A 17695-nucleotide genomic window follows, 5' to 3' on the forward strand; every position below is an offset into this window, starting at 1 on the left:
ACAGTTTCCCATTTTGACACTGAGAAATTGGGATTTTATTGTGAGCATCCTTACATTAAATCTACATTTCCTAATGCTGCTATTTTTAATCAGTGTCAGAAGTTTGTAACTGATGGTTCTCAGAATAATACTCTGCTTTCGAGGGTTGTGTATTAAAGATAAATAATATAATCGTTACTGTAATCATAATTATGCTTCCTAATACAACGACGAAGCGAATAGATATCAATTCGGCCATAATTCCAAAAATTATAGTACCAATAATGATGAAAAAAGCTTCGATGAAACCATAAACACTACCAACCCGTCCCATTACGCTGACAGGAACATTATTTTGATAAAATGTGTAAAATCCTGTGTTCATAAAAGCCATCGAAAATGATAAGATAAAAAAACCAATTGCTGCGGATAAAAAATTACCTGAAAAGGCATAGATCATATAACCGATTGAAATCATTAAGGATCCAAGACCAATCAGCCAGGAAGTAGCTATCTTTTTAACAATTATTATATTTACTAAGGAGCCGACAATTATTCCAACACCCGCAATACTCACCAGGAATCCATAATTTCTCTCTGATAATGAAAGCACTTCTGTAGAAAATGCTGCTTCCAGTGAATCTATAGCAGTTGCTAAAACCATCACCGCACTGAATAGTAAGTAAATGACCATAATGTACACGTGTTTACGACTAAAATCAACAACTAATTGCCAATCAACTTTCAATACCTTCAAGCTTATTTTTTCATCTTTCGTTTCAATAAAATCATCTTTTTCAATATTGGGCATGAATAATGTGATTAGTGATGATACAAATACAGCTATTGCATTAATGTATATCGCAAAATTGGGGGTGCCAATCATAAACATCATTCCTGCAATAGCAGGCCCGATAACAAATGCTCCAGAATCAATTAAGCTTCGGAGAGAATTAAATCGTTTTCTTTGATGATGGGGAACTAACTTCGTGATATAAGTCATTGACGTAGGCTCATACATGGAACTAGCTATACTTATTAAGAACACAATACCGTATATTGCCCAAAGTGACGATAGTGAAGGCAGTAAGGCAATAAACACTGCTTGGAATATAGCAAGCCACACCATAAGATGCTTTTTATTTAATCGGTCAATTAGACTACCTGACCAAAAGTTAGTAAACAATGTGGATGAAGCTCGAAGTATATATAGACCCGAGACAGCAATTACGCCCATCATATCAAGAACGATTAAATTTAATGCTATAAAATACACCCATTCCCCTATACTCGAAAAACCAATAATGGACAATAAAATGGAAGGGTATTTCCACGACCTTATAAACTTTTTTATACGCATTTTTATTTCCACTCCTTTGTGAATCTAAACTTGGACAATAAAAAAACTCACCCCCAAGACCTTTGTCTTGAGGACGAGTTATTGCGCGCCGTGGTGCCACCCCAGTTTGGTAATATGTCACCATATTACCCTCATTAGGTACGGTATGAAGCTCATACATATACCCTAGCTCTATAACAGGAGCTCCTGTCACACTATCACCTACATGGATCCAATGTGCTGCTCTGAGGCTTGCTTCCAACCATTAATTCTTACTCCTTTTCACCAACTGGAGCTCTCTTTGAAGAATAGCCGATTATACTCTTCTCTTCATAGCATTTATTTGAATATAGCCTTTTAATGTTAGGTAATCATACCAAATCCTTAAGTGGAAAGTAAAGAACTTTTTAATAACTATTGGAAATGGACTTAACCCGAACGGATCTGCCCATTCAGAAACATCGATTGGACTATGCCGCAAACGGGCGCAATTCTAGAATTGTGGAGTGCGTCCATTATTCCGTTATAGGCGGCGAGAGTTGAAGATCTATAGGCGATCTCCAGTTTTCTCTCTTTCAAGAACTGGACAGTTTTCTGGAATAAGCGCTTCCTAAAATTCAATCCACTAAATAGGCTGGATTGACAAAGAACACTAAAAGGAAATTTAGATATTTATATTAAATTTTCATAATGAAGATTGTGAAGAAATGTACTTAATATAAGAGGTCAGGTTAGTTAAATGAAGATATGGTTAATTTTAGGTTGATATTTATACGAATCCATCATATAATTAATTTTAACTTTGGATGAAAGGTAAGGTGCCGTATAAAATGAAGCAGTAATCCTAATTTTTAGATAATAATTTGAAAAACCAAATTTTATCTAGATAGGATTAGTCTGTTCATTTTTAGGTGCTTTTTTATAATAGATGATTCACACCCTTATGTAATAGATTTCAAATTGAAGGGATGTGTTTATTTCTGTTTCCTAAAAATAACTAATCCTCTCTAGAATACTAGGGAGGTTTTTTTATGCTATTGTTAGCAGCGAATAAAATTGAAAAAAGTTATGGTGACCGACTAATTATTAAGAGTGATCATCTAAAAATATATTACGGAGAGCGTATTGGAATCGTTGGAAAGAATGGTGAAGGAAAATCAACTTTATTAAAAATGATAGTTAATGAACTGGAACCTGATCAAGGAACTGTCCAATTGTTTTGTCAAATTGCATATATTCCACAGCTTGAAACTCCAGAAAAAAATGGGATTTCTAGTGAAATGGAAAGTAATTGGAAAGTCCCTAAGGTAGGATGTTATTCGTTAAGTGGTGGAGAAGAGACGAGAAAGAAAATAGCAGCTGCAATTTCTTCTAATGCTCAATTACTCATTGCTGATGAACCAACCAGTCATTTGGATGGTCAAGGTGTAGAAAAATTCGAAAAAGATATGAAAGATTTTAATGGAGCTGTTGTAATCATTTCTCATAATCGGGAGCTATTAAATCAGATTTGTACGTCGATTTGGGAAATAGACAGTGGGAATATTCACTGTTTTAACGGAAACTATCATGATTATGTTGAGCAAAAGAAACATTTGAAAAATAGGCAATGGTTTGAGTACGAAAACTATACTAAAGAAAAACAACGTTTAGAACAGGCTGCTACTGAAAAAGGCAAAAAATCCAAATCATTAAAAAAAGCACCAAGTAGAATGGGAAATTCAGAAGCGAGACTTCATAAAAGAAAAGTAGGTCAAAAGAAAGCAAAATTAGATAAAGGGGTTAAGGCTATTCAATCTAGAATTGACCAACTTGAGATAAAGAAAAAACCGAAAAGTGAAGAGACTATCGCGTTTGATATGAATCACTTTAAGAAAATTCACAGTAAAACAGCCATTTCATTTCAACAGGTAAGTGCTAAATTGGGAGACAAAATGTTATTTCGTGAATTAAACGGTTCAATTATACCTGGTTCAAAAGTTGGTGTAATAGGAAACAATGGAGTAGGAAAATCAACATTATTAAACTTGATTGTAAGTGGGCATGAGGGGGTTTCTATCGCCAAAACAGCTGAATTAGGTTTTTTTCACCAACAGTTAGAGAATCTAGATGAAAACAAGTCGATATTAGAAAATGTCAAAGAATCGAGTCTTCACACTGAACAATTTATTCGAACAGTTTTATCAAGATTACAATTCAAACGAGAATTTGTTCATAAAAAAGTTAAAATGTTAAGTGGAGGAGAAAGATTTAAAACAGCATTAGCAAAAGTATTCCTAGGAAATTACAATGTTTTATTACTCGATGAACCAACAAATTATTTAGACCTCTCCACAAAAGAAGCTCTGCAAATGGTGATAAAAGATTTTCCTGGGACAATTATTTTTGTTAGTCACGACCGATATTTTGTTAGAGAAATGGCATCTCATATCATTTCTATTGAAAACAGCAAAGCTATTTTAAGAGATATTAATCACTCGGTTGAAACTAACGGTCTGTCCACAATCTGGCGCGTAATCGAATAAGTGAGTCCTTCTGAATAGGGCATTTTGTTGAAAGATTTCGAAAAAGATGGAAGGTGGGATTACACTCATGATAACAGGAACGAAAGTCGAACTACGACCTGTGTCGCTAGAAGATTTTAAAAGAACTTACGAATGGATCAACGATGAGGAAACTTCAAAATGGGGTGTGGGATCTGGCTTATTTCGTCATAGTCACATTCCACTAGAAAAGCTCGAAGATGATTATGAAAATATAAAAAAGATCGATAAACGTGAAGCAGGGGTATTTTCCATTTATACTCGCGGGGAAAATCCCGAGCATATTGGTTCTATTAATTACAGTGAACTAGACATTGTCTCTCGGCGTTGTACGGTAGGTATAGGAATTGGGAAAGACTACTGGGGCAGTGGCTATGGATCGGATGCTATGAAAGCGCTTATCCACTATTTGTTTCAAACGATGAATTTGAACCGTATACAACTCTATACTTGGAGCGGAAATGTACGTGCTATTCGCTCCTATGAAAAAAACGGTTTTGTTGTTGAAGGGCGAATGCGTAACGATGAATATATAGACGGAAAGTATTATGATACCGTTGTGATGGGATTATTAAAAGAAGAATATCAATCTTAATATGGTCAACGGTTCCTGTATCCAAAGGGCCGTGAGGAAATTCCCAATAAATTGATTTCGAACTGTGGACCAGAAAAACAAGAATCGTTGTCATACCCCTTATTCCGTTGAAGGGCGCAATTCTAAAGTATTGGATTACGCTCGTTATTCTATTATAGAGGGTTTTAATGGAACATGCCCTTTGGTTATATAACGTAAGAAAGAGCTCAAATCTGAGCTCTTTTTTGTGAATTCATATGTGTATTTGTCTGTGAAATACGCGTGATCCGCCTTACACCTCAAAACGGAACCCGTTAAGGTATAACAACAAGTCTTTTATAATACATTTATTATTTTTGTTCTTGATAACGCTTCAGGCATTCTTCAACTAATTCAGCAGCCATTTCTGGTCCTTCCCATGATCCGATTTCTGTTTTCTTTCCTTGAAGATCCTTATAACGTTCAAAGAAATGCGAGATTTCCTTTAATGTGTGTTCAGAAACATCTTCAAGTGATTGAACATGGTCAAAGCGCGGATCCTCCACTGGCACAGCAAGAAGCTTTGAATCTTCTTCACCGCTGTCAATCATGTTCAGGTATCCGATTACGCGGGATTCGATTACACAGCCTGGGAAAGTAGGGTTCGTTACTAATACGAGGATATCTAACGGATCTCCATCCAGAGCAAGCGTGTTTTCAAGATATCCGTACTCAGCCGGGTAAAACATTGGGGAGAAAAGGACACGATCCAGCTTGAATACACCATTTTCTTTATCGTATTCATATTTGTTTTGACTTCCAGTCGGAATTTCAATAAATGCGTCGACAACTTTTGCCATCCTATAGAACCTCCTTAGAATATGTACAACTCTACAATAACCTATTATAGCAATTAAGATTCCATTTGAAAACTGACGAAATTTGAAAAATGAGTACAAAGGTTTATGTAATACAAAAGTAGTAGATGTAAATAGGCTATTGGAATGGCTAATAGGTACAATCATAGGTTTCTTGTCTTCATAAAATGGTATTACCTGGTATTAATTATTTTCCTTTTTATTCAAATCCATATTGACAATTTGCTAAATAGGAAATATAGACTAATCCGGTCGAATCCGTGAGAAATACGCTGAAAGGGTTGTAAATAACTTTGTAGAAATGTAAAAAAGAAGGATTTTATAGAATATTTTGTTATAAAAAACTGCTTAATCATGAGCGGAACTTAGGGCGAAGGAGGTAGACATTGGATCGCTCAAAAACCATCTTAGGAGGTTAGGGAATTGAAAAATTGGAAAAGAACTTTAGGTGTTTCAGCTTTGACCGCTGGGTTAGTATTGGGATCGATTACGCCATTCGCGTCTGCTGCGAATGATGCTAACCCACTTCAACCTGACTTGGGGCAACCAGGTCCTATTGATATGGGAATTATAAACGATGAAAGATTAATAGAGTCATTGATTGAAAGAGGAGAAATCTCTAGAGGTCTAAGTGCTGCTGGGAAAGAAAGAGCGCTAAAAAACTACTTAGAAAAGAGAACAAGTGGACAAGCCAATGAACATATGCACAAAGGATCGCTTGGTGAACATAAAGGTGAAAAACTGAAAGATACTCGGGATAAACTTAGTAAAGGTAAAGCGTTCAGGAAACATCGAAATGATGGAAGAAGAAATGGGTTTAAATTGCCATCAATCAAAAAAGAGAATTGGAATGGCGATGTGAGAACGGATAATGTCCTCGTTATTGCGATTGATTTCTCTGATTATAAAACTGGAGATATAACTTCTGAAGAAACAGATATGTATTATGATGAATATCCGATGAGCCATTACCAGGACATGATTTTTGGTGATGATGGATACGAAGGTCCGAACGGTGAAAACTTAATCTCCATGAAGCAGTATTATGAGCAGCAATCAGGTGGAAGCTACTCTGTTAATGGTAACGTCGCTGGCTGGTATACCGCAGACCACCCAGCTGAGTATTATGGTGGCAATGTCCCTACTCCAGATGGGAATGATGCTAGACCCCGTTCTTTAGTCGCTGAAGCATTGACAAAAGCTGCTGCGGATCCAAGTGTCGATCTTTCCCAATATGACCAAGAGGATCGTTATGACTTGGATGGAGACGGCAACTACCGTGAAGCAGACGGCATCATTGATCACCTCATGGTCATTCACGCTGGTGTTGGTGAAGAAGCTGGAGGTGGTTCATTAGGTGGTGACGCTATCTGGTCCCATCGTTGGAACTTAGGTGGTGTATTCTCGATTCCTGGATCTCCTGAACCAGAAACGGATTATTGGGGAGAAGGCACCATGTATGCCTATGATTATACGATCGAACCTGAAGATGGAGCTACTGGGGTGTTTGCTCATGAATATGGACATGACCTCGAGCTTCCGGATGAATATGATACCCAGTACTCAGGGGAAGGTGAGCCTGTTGCATACTGGTCAATCATGAGTAGCGGTAGCTGGGCTGGAGAAATTCCTGGTACAGAACCGACTGGATTCAGTGCCTGGTCGAAAGAGTTTTTACAAGGATATGTCGGTGGGAACTGGCTGACAGGTGAATCTATCGATGCTAGCGACTCCTCTTACCTGGGCGATTTCGTACTGTTGGACCAGGCGAATGATAAAGGTACATGGAACGATGCAGTCCGTGTAGACCTTCCAGATAAGGTGACGGTCGTTAATGAACCGTCCAGTGGGCAATTTGAGTACTGGAGCGGAAAAGGAAATGACCTTGATAACTCAATGGTCACCTCACTAGATTTGACGAATGCGACAAATGCAGAACTCACCTTCAAGACTTGGTATGAGATTGAACAAGACTGGGATTATGCATCCATCCAGGTAAAGGAAGAAGGATCCGAGGTGTGGGTTGCGATTCCAGGAAATCTGACCACAACTGAAGATCCACATGAACAAAACCCTGGCCACGGGATTACAGGCCATTCTGATGGATGGGTTGACGGTGTATTCGACCTATCAGCATATGCTGGTCAAAACATCGAATTGAAATTCAATTATTGGACAGATGTTGCAGCGATTGAAAAAGGATTTTATGTAGACGATATTGCAATCAACGTTGACGGGTCTCAACTATTGTTTGATGATGCGGAAGCAGATCCTGCCTTTACTTTGGAAGGGTTTCAAAAGGATGAAGGGAAATTCTCTTCTGAACATTACTACCTGCTTGAATGGAGAAATCATCAAGGGGTAGACCTTGGTCTGAAGCATATCGCACGCGGTGAATCGTTGATGGAATATGATGAAGGACTTATCGTATGGTATGTGGATAACTCTTTATCTGACAACTGGACAGGCTTACACCCAGGTGAAGGATTCCTGGGTGTAGTCGATGCTCACCAAAACACAGTAAAGTGGAGCGATGGTTCAGTTGCAGCAACAAGATATCAAATCAATGATGCAGCATTCGGCATCAATAAGACGAATAAAGATTTCTTGGATTACAGAAACACGTTAGGTATTACATTAACTTCACCAAAATTAAATGGAGATCGTACATTGGACGACTCTGATAACTATTTGAATCCAGGACTTCCTGATGCGGGACGAAATATTCCTGAATATGGGTTGAATTTCGTAGTCCTTGCTCAAGCAAAAGACAAATCAACTGCACTCGTTGGAATTTATAAAGAACGAGACCGTTGGTGGAGAAATTAATCATAAACAATGTAATGAAGGAGCAACCTCACTAGAGTTGCTCCTTTTTTATGTAAGCTCTATGTTTACACATAGTGACTGGTCGCTGAGCTAGATATTACTTCCCTGTATTAACCCACATCACCGAGCTTATCACTTGCCCGGGAGGGATAGAAAGTCTTAATTGACAATGATTATCAATTATCATATGATTTTGATGGTATGAAAAAACGCCTTCCAAATCGGAAGACGTCGTTTTATCCATTTATTATTCGAATTTAGTTGCATCTCCATCGAAAGGTTCATCCGCAATTTTGATTGAATCAGTCGGGCAACCTTCGAAGGCGTCCTGCATATCTTCATGAAGAATATCTGGAATTTCTACAATTCCCTCATTATCATCTAAGGTAACAAAGGCAATACCTTCATCATCATAGTCATAAATGTCAGGTGCAGCAGCTCCACAAGCTCCGCATGCGATACAAGTTTCTTTGTCAACAATCGTGTACTTTGGCATATCGAAATTACCCTCCTAGAAATTTATGAACCTGTTCTTTCATTACCTATCTTATTATCAATTCAAAAAACAGTTCATATTCTCCAAATGAATCCATTTTTTCTATCCTTGTTACTATTGTAAAACTGTTAGGTAGAGATTTCAACAATTAAATTCATTGAGAATCCTTTTCAAATAAGGCTTTGTAAGTGTTTTGCAACTACATAAGCCAATTTTCCCAAAACGAGCAAAATTTAAACTCTCTTTGATACAATAGAGTGTACAAGATTGGAAGGTGAGAGTGAACGTGAACTATATAGATTCCATCATTTTATTGGGTATTGAACGACTGGACGGAGAAAGAACGATTTCTGGACTGTATCATTTACTCAATGGAAAAAAATCATCACAAACTGTACAAGATGGCAGGCTGTTCCAACTTTCTCACTTGTTTGGAATTTTAAAAGGATACAGTTTCAGGGATTTCAAAATGAAAATGACTGATTTACATAACGACGGATTGATTGAAGTTTATGATGGAAATTATGCACATATGACAAATTTGGGGAAAATGCAGCTTCGAAGCCAATTGGAACAACATCCTATACCGGAATCGTTGGATTGTTGGCGCTATGGGGATCTTAGTAATGTCTTCTGGCGTCGTATTACATTATTTATCCAAACCCTCTCACACATACTGAAAGGAAATCATCATTTCTATCCGATTCAAAATCATCCTGACACGTTGCAATGGGTCAAGCGTACATTTCCGAGGGATGAAGGGACACGATCAAAGATTGCCTTTCTGCTGTTTCAAGAACTCAAATCGCTTCTGCAACCATTGGGTGATAGGAAGGCTGAAAATGTTGTTTTAAGACTGTCAAGAACAGGAAGGATCGGACAGACCACTAACCAGGTGGCAGAAAGATTGCATCTTGATCCAATGGAATGCCATGTCCATTTCCAAGCATCTTTACATCACATGATGAAAAAAATCGTTGAAGATCGAACTGCATTTCCTGTTTTATCTACCTTCATAGCTGATATGGAACAGCGATTTTCACTGACCGAATCTACACGTAAAACGTATCGACTGATCAAAAACGGTCTCAGTTTAGAAGAAATAGCATCCATCAGAAATTTGAAGCCTAGTACGATTGAGGATCATATCGTCGAACTTGCAATTCATATTCCAGAAATGGATATTGATAGATACATACCAGAAAAGGATCAGAAGCGGATCGTAGAGGCCTCTGGATTCTTAGGAACGAAGAAACTGAAGGCTATCAAACAAGAACTCGGTGAAGATCTCAATTACTTTCAAATCCGGTTGACTCTGGCTAAAGAGTCATCTGCAAAAGTAGGAAACAGGGAGGAGGGATGAGAAGTGTCAATTGCTAACGTTTTATATGAAAAGTTCGGATTTCGTTCCTTTCGCAGTGGACAAAGAGAAATTATAGAAGATGTACTAGATGGTAAAGATGTATTTGCAATGCTTCCTACAGGATCGGGTAAGTCGATTTGTTATCAGCTCCCTGCTTATCTCGTAGAAGGTGCAGTCATCGTCGTATCACCGCTAATCTCTTTGATGGAAGATCAAGTAGAACAATTAAAGCGTAATGGAGAGAAAAGGGTATGTGCGTTTCATAGTGGAATGCCCTATGATCACAGAAAAACGGTCCTTAGGAATCTATCAAGGTATAAGATCATTTATGTATCCCCGGAGACACTGCAGTCAGATCTTTTTGATAATGCCCTCTCAAAAATAAAAGTATCCTTGTTTGTCATTGATGAAGCACATTGTATATCTCAGTGGGGGCACGAATTCAGAACGGATTATCTGAAACTGGGGGATGCAGCTAAAAAGATGGGGCGGCCGCCTATTTTAGCTTTAACTGCAACAGCAACTGTGAAAGTTCGTGAAGATATCATCAAGTTGTTAGCGCTTGATGAACCGGTCATGCATATATACTCCGTCGATCGACCGAATATTGCTCTCCAAACGGAAATCGTTGACAGTGCTATCGAAAAAATGGACATATTAATCCGGTATGTCCAAATGTTGAAAGGACCTGGCCTCATCTATACGTCAAGCCGAAATGCAGCTGAAACGATTACGGACACATTGAAGCGAAATGGAGTAGAACGGACAGCTTATTATCATGGTGGCATGGATAACGATGACAGACTGCTTATACAAAAACAATTCATTTATAACGAACTCGATGTGATATGCTGCACGAATGCATTTGGAATGGGAATCAATAAATCCGATATTCGATTCGTCATCCATTTCCATTTTCCTTCTAATATAGAGTCCTATTTGCAAGAGATCGGAAGGGCCGGAAGAGATGGAGAACAAAGTTTGGCTTTGATACTTTATCATGAAGATGATGATTTCATTCCTGAACGCCTTATCACTTCAGAATTACCATCAGAGCGTGATATCGATGACTTGATCTATTGCGTAAACAAGGACGAACCGGAACGAGGATCATTCCAAGAAGGAATGCGTTACTTAGACCTCACAGAAACTGCTGAACGTTTCATCCAATATCATGTTGAATTGTTTTTCAGGCAAGAAAATAGGGATCTTCTTGATTGGAGAAATAAATTAGTAGCTTTCATTGATATGAGACTTAAAGAAAAGCAGGCACGGATCCGATATATGAAGAAATGGATCCAGTCGAGGGAATGTAAAAGGGAATCCATTTTAAAGTCTTTTTCAGAAGAGTTGAGTATAAGACCATTGAATTGCTGTCATATTTGTGGAGTATCAATTGAACACTTCAAAGCTACAATTGGCAGATCGGAGCAAAGTGGAAAGAACAGTTGGGAAGAAGAATTGGCTCTAATCTTCCATCAGGAGAACATCCATGTTTAAACAATTGAATCAGAAAGAACTCATACAGTCTTTATCCCAGCGTGAACTGTATTTGAATTTGTATTTCACGCAAGGAATTTTTCTATTATCGACTGTGATCTTATCCTTCTTCTTTAACCAGGGTTTTGCTGACTGGTTGGTTCTATTCAAGATGGAATGGGGAGCTATTCTCATTTGGTCGGTTCCAGTTATCATTCTTGTTGTGCTGGCAGACGTTATGTTATGGAAAAAGGCACCGCGACGGTTGATCGATGATGGTGGAATCAATGAAAGAATATTTTCGAACATTACGTATATCCATTTGTTAGTGATCACGATTGTCATTGGGATTTGTGAAGAATTGTTGTTCCGTGGTGTTTTACAGACGAATATCGGGTATGTTCCGGCAAGTTTGTTGTTTGCGCTCTTACATATCCGTTATATCACCAAACCTGTGTTATTGCTATTTGCGACAGCGCTCAGTTTTTTGTTAGGTGGCATCTTCATTATTACAGGGAATTTACTGATTCCTATTTTTATCCATGTTTCGATCGATTTCCTATTAGGACTGATTATCCGGAACAACCTTTTTTCTGTAAGTTTTAAGAATCAGGAATGGAACGATGATTCTTTCTGAAAGTGAAGCATGTGTGTGGTGAACTTAGCTTAAAGCACAAAGCACAAAGCTTTTGATAAAAGGAGGAGCATCTACGTGCAGCTGCAAGATCAAGCATCGATTTTACGTGAAAAAGTCAATAATGATGAGAGTGCTACTGATAACGAAGAGGTAGATATACTGAACCTTCCTCCAAGAAGCGAAAAACATTCACAGAGTAAAGGGCAAACGAAAGAGACGAATCAACCAGATAAAACCTACCTATGGGTTTCCCGTGGAATCGCCATCGCTTTCATATGTATGATTGTTTTTATCGTGTATTACTTAACCTATGAAATGCCAATTCAGGAAATAAAAAAAGACGGTATTCATCCCATCAATATCGTCAATTGAAAAACATCCTGTGACTGATGTATACCTAATTCCCTCCTAGCATAGTTTTGAATAGGAGGGAATCTAAATGGATGGTTTACAGTATTGGAAGTTCAAACAGTATTTAGTTTCTGAAGTGACGTTGGAAGTAGTGAAGAACCTCATAGAACGCAGGACAAAAGAGAAACGATTTGAGCAATTGGTTTTGAAATGGTCTTTATCTTTATTCCTCGTGCTTTTTTTCAGCTTGGTATACATCTATTTCTACAAGCTGCCAGCCTTTGGAACCATGTTTCTGATGAATCGAAATGTGATCGGATACCTATCGCAGGATAAACTGTTACTCACGCTCTGTATTATTGGAATTTTTAGTATTGTCCAAATGATCCATTGCAAGAAAAAGCATACCAAGGCTGAAAACGAGTACGAAGAATTAAGAATAGCAACCATTGAACGAGGAGAAGAACTGTGGGAAAAACCAGTTCCATGGAAACATAGACATGAGGTGTTTGATTGGCTGAAACGGGAACATGATGTCAACTTATATCACAAATGATACTACATGGGACAAGGGCAGCCGAAAAAGGCATTCTCGCTTCTGCAAAAGAGTTGGTCATTTATTTGCACATGATCTTTCGTAATCAATTGTATCCTGCCAAACGCTACTGTTTCATACTCTTTCATACAAAATACTTCAACTGGGAGTCCGATCTTCTGGCTGTATTCCAAATCCTGATCTAGAACGAGAGATTTATTCGTAAACTTGGATATGGTCATGGTGTGTCCTCTCCTAACTTTAATTTTTTGAATTTTTTATACTTAAATTCTTAGTTTAATCTTAATTGAAATTTACATATTTTTCAACCTATATTGTTGAAATATTCTGATAAAAAATAAAAAGTTTGAACACTTAGTAGGAATTACCTATTATCTTAGCGAAAACATTAAGGTAGTCATTTTATTAGGGGGGATAATCATGTTTGTCAAAAGTATCATGTTACCGAAAGCGAAAACATATGTCGCTAAAAATTCAGATACGTTGGAAGATGTACTACATAAGTTGAATCAATATCAAATCGATGGGATGCCTGTGGTCAATGGAACGCAATATGCTGGAATTGTCACTTTGAACAAAATCTATAAGGCATACTTCGAATCCGGTTCAGATCGTCAGGATTTCCTCAAGTCCACTGTTGCTGGAGATGTTGCGGACCATAAAGATGATTTCATTGATGAAGAAGAAGTATTTGAAAAAATCCTTTTGTCCGTCAAGGACCGCCCGTTGTTAGCAGTTGTCGACGAGGCTGGAGAATTGAAAGGGATCATTACCCGATATGATGCACTCGAACAATTCCAAAGTGCTTTTGGTATGAACCGAAAAGGTGTCAGGATTTCATTTTCATCATCAGAAGCAGAAGGACGTATTGCCCGGCTTGCAGAAATTGCGAAACAATTCCATGAAAATATCATTTCACTTGCGACCTTTGACGAATCAGATAAGTTCGTAAGAAGAATCGTCATGAAAGTTGAAAAGCAGCAGAACATTGATAAATTCATAAAAAAGCTTGAGTCATCTGGATTCCGGATTCTTGATATCAAGGAAGATTGACAACATGAAATTCCTTCCCTTTTCATACGGTATAGGGGAGGGATTTTTTGTGTTTAAACGGATCATGGCATTACTTATCGGATATTTTTCCTTATATACAGTCGTGAATGACATACCAACTTCATCTTATGACCAATTCATGGTGTGGGTGGCAAATTTGATTATGAACCCCATGCATTTCGTTTATTCAGCCTTTCTGATCCTCATTGGTGTTTTAGCATATGGGATTGCGATCAAAACGGTCATCACAGATTTCAGAAAACGAAGACTTCGCTCATTGATGGTGCCGCTACTGTACATTGCACTGGTAACATGCAGTGTATACCTGCTTTATCAGATAAATGAGCTTCTAATGTTGATTTTCTTACCTTGTTCCGTTATTTATGGTATCATTTCGTTATCTCAATCTAATGTTCACGAACGGAGACAGGAAGGTGCAGAATGATCATTACTTTTTTTCTAGTGATGGGCATTGGTTTGCTGCTGCTTTTTTATATGTGGTATGAAGCCCATCAAATCGTCGTAAAAAATCATGAGCTCTCTTTAGAAAATTTTCCTGAAAGCTTCAATGGCTTAAAGGTTTTTTTTATATCTGATATCCACACCAGGGTGATCGATGATAAACTGCTTGACCAATTGAAAGAGCCGATTGACATAGTAGTAATTGGTGGAGATTTGATGGAAAAAGGCGTACCGTTCGAGCGTGTTTCCAAAAATTTGGACCAGCTGTCAAAGATCGCACCTAATTATTTCGTGTGGGGGAATAATGATTATGAAGTGGATTTTCGAAACTTGGATGTCCTTTTAAGGGAAAAAGGTGTGACGCTCCTTGATAATACATGTGCCAGGTTTGAATCTGGAGATGATACATTGACCCTTATAGGAGTAGATGATCCGACCGTGGAAAGGGATGATCTGGATTTAGCAGTTTCCGATGCAGATGATAGTAATACAAGCTTTAAAATCCTCATCAGCCATAATCCGTCGGTCATTGAAAAGGTTAACAACGAGCATCGAATCGGCTTCGTCCTGAGCGGACATACCCATGGAGGACAAATTCGTCTTTTCAAATGGGGGATCGCAGAAAGAGGAGGCTTTAAAGAATATCCACATACAAAACTATTCATAAGCAATGGTTTCGGCTATACAAAACTTCCATTAAGACTTTGTGCACCAGCAGAATCTCATGTGTTCACTTTTTATAGAAAAACTTTGTAAATGATAAAGTTGATTTCTGACTAAGGGGCTTGCGGATAGCCCGCGGAACGCGAGTATATTCCAAACTAAAAAACAACAATTTATGAGAACACAGTCTTTACTAAAAGAGTTCCTGTTAATGCCCGATGCAGATCTTTTCAGAACTACCTGACCACGAAGAACCTTCTGTAAATCGCCATCATATAGTGTAAAGAAAGGGTGGAGTATTGCTGTTGAGGAGGACCATATATGCGACTGGAGCGTTTAACATATAACAAAATAAAAGTGTTTTTAACATTGGACGATTTAGACGAGCGCGGCATCTCGAAAGAAGAAATGTGGCAAGACTTACCAAAAGTGCACGAATTGTTTAGGGATATGATGTTAGAAGCAGATGATGAACTTGGATTTAAAGCAGATGGTCCGATAGCCGTCGAAGTTTTTTCGCTGCCTGCACAAGGGATGGTCGTCATTGTCACGAAAGGTCAACCTACGAGTGAGGATGATGATTACGATGATGAATATCTGGAACTTCAAGTGACAATGGATATAAGTGATGATGTCATTTATGAATTCAAACATTTCGACGACATCATCGCACTAACTTCACGAGTGCATCAATTAGGGATCACTGGTGGGGAAATTACTTATTATAACGGACATTATTTCGTTTCATTCGAGGAAGAGGAATATGAATTTCTAGATGTCAATATGTTCGTCGCACTTTTATCTGAATTCGGAAGTCCTTCCACCATCACAAAGTGGCGAGTGAGAGAGTATGGAAAGTTGATCATGGAAGAGAAAGCCATGGAACAGATCAATGAATTTTTTCTGAAAAACAATGAATGAAAGCTCTGGGCTGGCCGATATGAAAAGTGCCTAGCCCTTTTGAATATTTGTGCTATACCTTCAAGTTATATTTAAAGTTGAGTTAAATTTTCATCTTTAAGGGTATTGATAATAAATAAGCAGAAAATATGGAAGAAAGCGGTTACAAAATATAAGCGGAAAACTTGCAGATATCACTTCTCAATACGACAAGTAGGGTGTATACTATGCATTGAGAAATTGAAATCATACTTATTTGGTATTATCACGGGAGGTAAACCATGTCTGCCAAAAATACTTCAGATAATGAACAAGAAAAAAATGGACAAGACAACGTATTATTATCTACACAAACAGTAATTAATGATGCATTAGATAAGCTAGGTTATCCGGAAGAAGTATATGAGCTTCTAAAAGAACCAGTCCGCCTCATGACAGTCCGGATCCCAGTCCGGATGGATGATGGTTCTATAAAAATATTCACTGGATATCGTGCCCAGCACAATGATGCAGTAGGACCAACAAAAGGTGGAGTACGATTCCATCCAAATGTAACTGAAACGGAAGTAAAAGCTTTATCTATTTGGATGAGTTTGAAGGCAGGTATTGTCGACTTACCGTATGGTGGAGGTAAAGGCGGTATTATATGTGATCCGCGCGATATGTCATTCCGCGAATTAGAACGATTGAGCCGAGGATATGTCCGTGCAATAAGTCAGATTGTCGGTCCGACAAAAGATATTCCAGCGCCAGATGTGTTCACTAACTCTCAAATCATGGCATGGATGATGGATGAATACAGCCGAATCCGTGAATTCGATTCACCAGGGTTCATCACAGGAAAACCATTGGTTCTTGGTGGTTCCCACGGACGTGAATCAGCAACCGCTAAAGGCGTTACGATTTGCATTCGGGAGGCCGCGAAGAAAAAAGGCATCAACCTTGAAGGTGCGAGAGTCGTCATCCAGGGATTCGGTAATGCCGGAAGCTTCCTGGCGAAGTTCATGTACGATGCCGGAGCGAAAGTTATCGGTATTTCAGATGCTTATGGCGGATTGCATGACCCTGAAGGTTTGGATATTGATTATCTTCTTGATCGTCGTGACAGTTTCGGAACAGTGACGAAATTGTTCAAAGATACAATCACAAACCAGGAACTACTCGAATTGGATTGTGATATTCTCGTTCCAGCAGCAATTGAGAATCAGATTACAAAACATAATGCACATGACATAAAAGCATCGATTGTCGTAGAAGCGGCAAATGGTCCAACGACAATAGAAGCGACAAACATCCTTACAGAACGTGACATCCTGCTCGTACCAGATGTACTTGCAAGTGCAGGCGGTGTAACGGTTTCTTACTTTGAATGGGTTCAAAATAATCAAGGATACTATTGGAATGAAGAAGAAGTTGAAGAAAAGCTTGAGCAAGTGATGGTAAAAGCATTCAATAATATCTTAACGACAGCAACCAACCGTAAAGTCAACATGCGTCTTGCCGCTTATATGGTAGGTGTACGTAAAATGGCTGAAGCATCTCGTTTTCGAGGATGGATCTAAAGCAATTCGGTTGAAACAAACGAAGAAATCCCCTATCATCATTATGTATGAT

The 17695-nt window shown here is 38.4% G+C and carries 17 protein-coding genes and 1 other annotated feature; of the genes, 13 read left to right on the forward strand and 4 right to left on the reverse strand.

The features are described from left to right. Nucleotides 1–85 precede the first annotated feature (85 nt). Nucleotides 86–1339, reverse strand: coding sequence for an MFS transporter (locus ACTWQL_RS19960; RefSeq protein WP_443144164.1), 1254 nt, complete (start codon nt 1337–1339; stop codon nt 86–88). A 66-nt stretch (nt 1340–1405) separates the two neighbouring features. Next, nucleotides 1406–1661: a binding site (T-box leader), on the reverse strand. A 688-nt stretch (nt 1662–2349) separates the two neighbouring features. Here ACTWQL_RS19960 and abc-f point away from each other — a divergent pair. Together abc-f and ACTWQL_RS19970 are read left to right on the forward strand one after the other, a co-directional pair. After that, nucleotides 2350–3843, forward strand: coding sequence for a ribosomal protection-like ABC-F family protein (abc-f, locus tag ACTWQL_RS19965; protein ID WP_443144165.1), 1494 nt, complete (start codon nt 2350–2352; stop codon nt 3841–3843). A 67-nt stretch (nt 3844–3910) separates the two neighbouring features. Beyond that, entirely contained in the window at nt 3911–4456 is a 546-nt protein-coding gene (locus tag ACTWQL_RS19970; RefSeq protein WP_443144166.1) for a GNAT family N-acetyltransferase, read from the forward strand. Between the two features lie 329 nt (nt 4457–4785). Here the strand turns inward: ACTWQL_RS19970 and ACTWQL_RS19975 are convergent, their stop codons facing one another. Then, complete coding sequence (locus ACTWQL_RS19975; RefSeq protein ID WP_443144167.1) at nt 4786–5274, reverse strand: inorganic diphosphatase; 489 nt, start codon at nt 5272–5274, stop codon at nt 4786–4788. 441 nt (nt 5275–5715) lie between these two features. Between ACTWQL_RS19975 and ACTWQL_RS19980 the strand changes: the two genes are divergently transcribed. Continuing rightward, nucleotides 5716–8121, forward strand: a complete 2406-nt coding sequence (locus tag ACTWQL_RS19980; protein ID WP_443144168.1) for an immune inhibitor A domain-containing protein — start codon at nt 5716–5718, stop codon at nt 8119–8121. A gap of 247 nt (nt 8122–8368) precedes the next feature. Here ACTWQL_RS19980 and ACTWQL_RS19985 read toward each other — a convergent pair whose 3' ends face one another. After that, a complete protein-coding gene (locus tag ACTWQL_RS19985) occupies nt 8369–8617 on the reverse strand; it encodes a ferredoxin (protein ID WP_221565253.1) in 249 nt (82 codons plus the stop codon). A gap of 286 nt (nt 8618–8903) precedes the next feature. On the opposite strand from ACTWQL_RS19985, the gene ACTWQL_RS19990 reads away from it, so the two are divergent. From ACTWQL_RS19990 to ACTWQL_RS20010, 5 genes are all read left to right on the forward strand, one after another. After that, complete coding sequence (locus ACTWQL_RS19990; RefSeq protein WP_443144169.1) at nt 8904–9980, forward strand: helix-turn-helix domain-containing protein; 1077 nt, start codon at nt 8904–8906, stop codon at nt 9978–9980. A gap of 3 nt (nt 9981–9983) precedes the next feature. Continuing rightward, nucleotides 9984–11480 (forward strand): RecQ family ATP-dependent DNA helicase, encoded by a 1497-nt coding sequence (locus ACTWQL_RS19995; RefSeq protein WP_443144170.1) that lies wholly within the window; start codon nt 9984–9986, stop codon nt 11478–11480. Continuing rightward, nucleotides 11473–12096, forward strand: coding sequence for a lysostaphin resistance A-like protein (locus ACTWQL_RS20000; protein WP_443144171.1), 624 nt, complete (start codon nt 11473–11475; stop codon nt 12094–12096). Before ACTWQL_RS19995 ends, ACTWQL_RS20000 begins: the two co-directional genes overlap by 8 nt. A 75-nt stretch (nt 12097–12171) precedes the next feature. Next, on the forward strand, nt 12172–12468 hold the full coding sequence (locus ACTWQL_RS20005) for a hypothetical protein (protein WP_443144172.1): 297 nt from the start codon (nt 12172–12174) through the stop codon (nt 12466–12468). Between the two features lie 67 nt (nt 12469–12535). After that, a complete protein-coding gene (locus tag ACTWQL_RS20010; RefSeq protein WP_443144173.1) occupies nt 12536–13003 on the forward strand; it encodes a DUF2663 family protein in 468 nt (155 codons plus the stop codon). 2 nt (nt 13004–13005) lie between these two features. Here the strand turns inward: ACTWQL_RS20010 and ACTWQL_RS20015 are convergent, their stop codons facing one another. After that, a complete protein-coding gene (locus ACTWQL_RS20015; protein WP_221565247.1) occupies nt 13006–13224 on the reverse strand; it encodes a hypothetical protein in 219 nt (72 codons plus the stop codon). 199 nt (nt 13225–13423) lie between these two features. Between ACTWQL_RS20015 and ACTWQL_RS20020 the strand changes: the two genes are divergently transcribed. The 5 genes from ACTWQL_RS20020 (at nt 13424) to ACTWQL_RS20040 (ending at nt 17643) form a co-directional block, all read left to right on the forward strand. Then, on the forward strand, nt 13424–14056 hold the full coding sequence (locus ACTWQL_RS20020; protein ID WP_443144174.1) for a CBS domain-containing protein: 633 nt from the start codon (nt 13424–13426) through the stop codon (nt 14054–14056). 49 nt (nt 14057–14105) lie between these two features. Beyond that, the gene (locus tag ACTWQL_RS20025; protein ID WP_443144175.1) at nt 14106–14501 is read left to right on the forward strand and encodes a hypothetical protein; all 396 of its coding nucleotides are present in this window, start codon (nt 14106–14108) and stop codon (nt 14499–14501) included. Continuing rightward, a complete protein-coding gene (locus ACTWQL_RS20030) occupies nt 14498–15274 on the forward strand; it encodes a metallophosphoesterase (RefSeq protein ID WP_443144176.1) in 777 nt (258 codons plus the stop codon). Before ACTWQL_RS20025 ends, ACTWQL_RS20030 begins: the two co-directional genes overlap by 4 nt. A gap of 228 nt (nt 15275–15502) precedes the next feature. After that, a complete protein-coding gene (locus ACTWQL_RS20035; protein ID WP_443144177.1) occupies nt 15503–16102 on the forward strand; it encodes a genetic competence negative regulator in 600 nt (199 codons plus the stop codon). Between the two features lie 260 nt (nt 16103–16362). Further along, complete coding sequence (locus ACTWQL_RS20040; protein WP_443144178.1) at nt 16363–17643, forward strand: Glu/Leu/Phe/Val family dehydrogenase; 1281 nt, start codon at nt 16363–16365, stop codon at nt 17641–17643. The last annotated feature ends 52 nt before the right edge of the window (nt 17644–17695 follow it).

Source organism: Pseudalkalibacillus sp. R45 (genome assembly GCF_052246725.1).
Taxonomy (GTDB): Bacteria; Bacillota; Bacilli; order Bacillales; family Fictibacillaceae; genus Pseudalkalibacillus.

Excerpts from the sequence above, each read along its gene's own strand:
- ACTWQL_RS19960 (WP_443144164.1), bottom strand. The coding sequence starts at position 1,339 with ATGCGTATAAAAAAGTTTATAAGGTCGTGGAAATACCCTTCCATTTTA.
- abc-f (WP_443144165.1), top strand. The coding sequence starts at position 2,350 with ATGCTATTGTTAGCAGCGAATAAAATTGAAAAAAGTTATGGTGACCGA.
- ACTWQL_RS19970 (WP_443144166.1), top strand. The coding sequence starts at position 3,911 with ATGATAACAGGAACGAAAGTCGAACTACGACCTGTGTCGCTAGAAGAT.
- ACTWQL_RS19975 (WP_443144167.1), bottom strand. The coding sequence starts at position 5,274 with ATGGCAAAAGTTGTCGACGCATTTATTGAAATTCCGACTGGAAGTCAA.
- ACTWQL_RS19985 (WP_221565253.1), bottom strand. The coding sequence starts at position 8,617 with ATGCCAAAGTACACGATTGTTGACAAAGAAACTTGTATCGCATGCGGA.
- ACTWQL_RS20000 (WP_443144171.1), top strand. The coding sequence starts at position 11,473 with ATGTTTAAACAATTGAATCAGAAAGAACTCATACAGTCTTTATCCCAG.
- ACTWQL_RS20010 (WP_443144173.1), top strand. The coding sequence starts at position 12,536 with ATGGATGGTTTACAGTATTGGAAGTTCAAACAGTATTTAGTTTCTGAA.
- ACTWQL_RS20015 (WP_221565247.1), bottom strand. The coding sequence starts at position 13,224 with ATGACCATATCCAAGTTTACGAATAAATCTCTCGTTCTAGATCAGGAT.
- ACTWQL_RS20020 (WP_443144174.1), top strand. The coding sequence starts at position 13,424 with ATGTTTGTCAAAAGTATCATGTTACCGAAAGCGAAAACATATGTCGCT.
- ACTWQL_RS20030 (WP_443144176.1), top strand. The coding sequence starts at position 14,498 with ATGATCATTACTTTTTTTCTAGTGATGGGCATTGGTTTGCTGCTGCTT.
- ACTWQL_RS20035 (WP_443144177.1), top strand. The coding sequence starts at position 15,503 with ATGCGACTGGAGCGTTTAACATATAACAAAATAAAAGTGTTTTTAACA.
- ACTWQL_RS20040 (WP_443144178.1), top strand. The coding sequence starts at position 16,363 with ATGTCTGCCAAAAATACTTCAGATAATGAACAAGAAAAAAATGGACAA.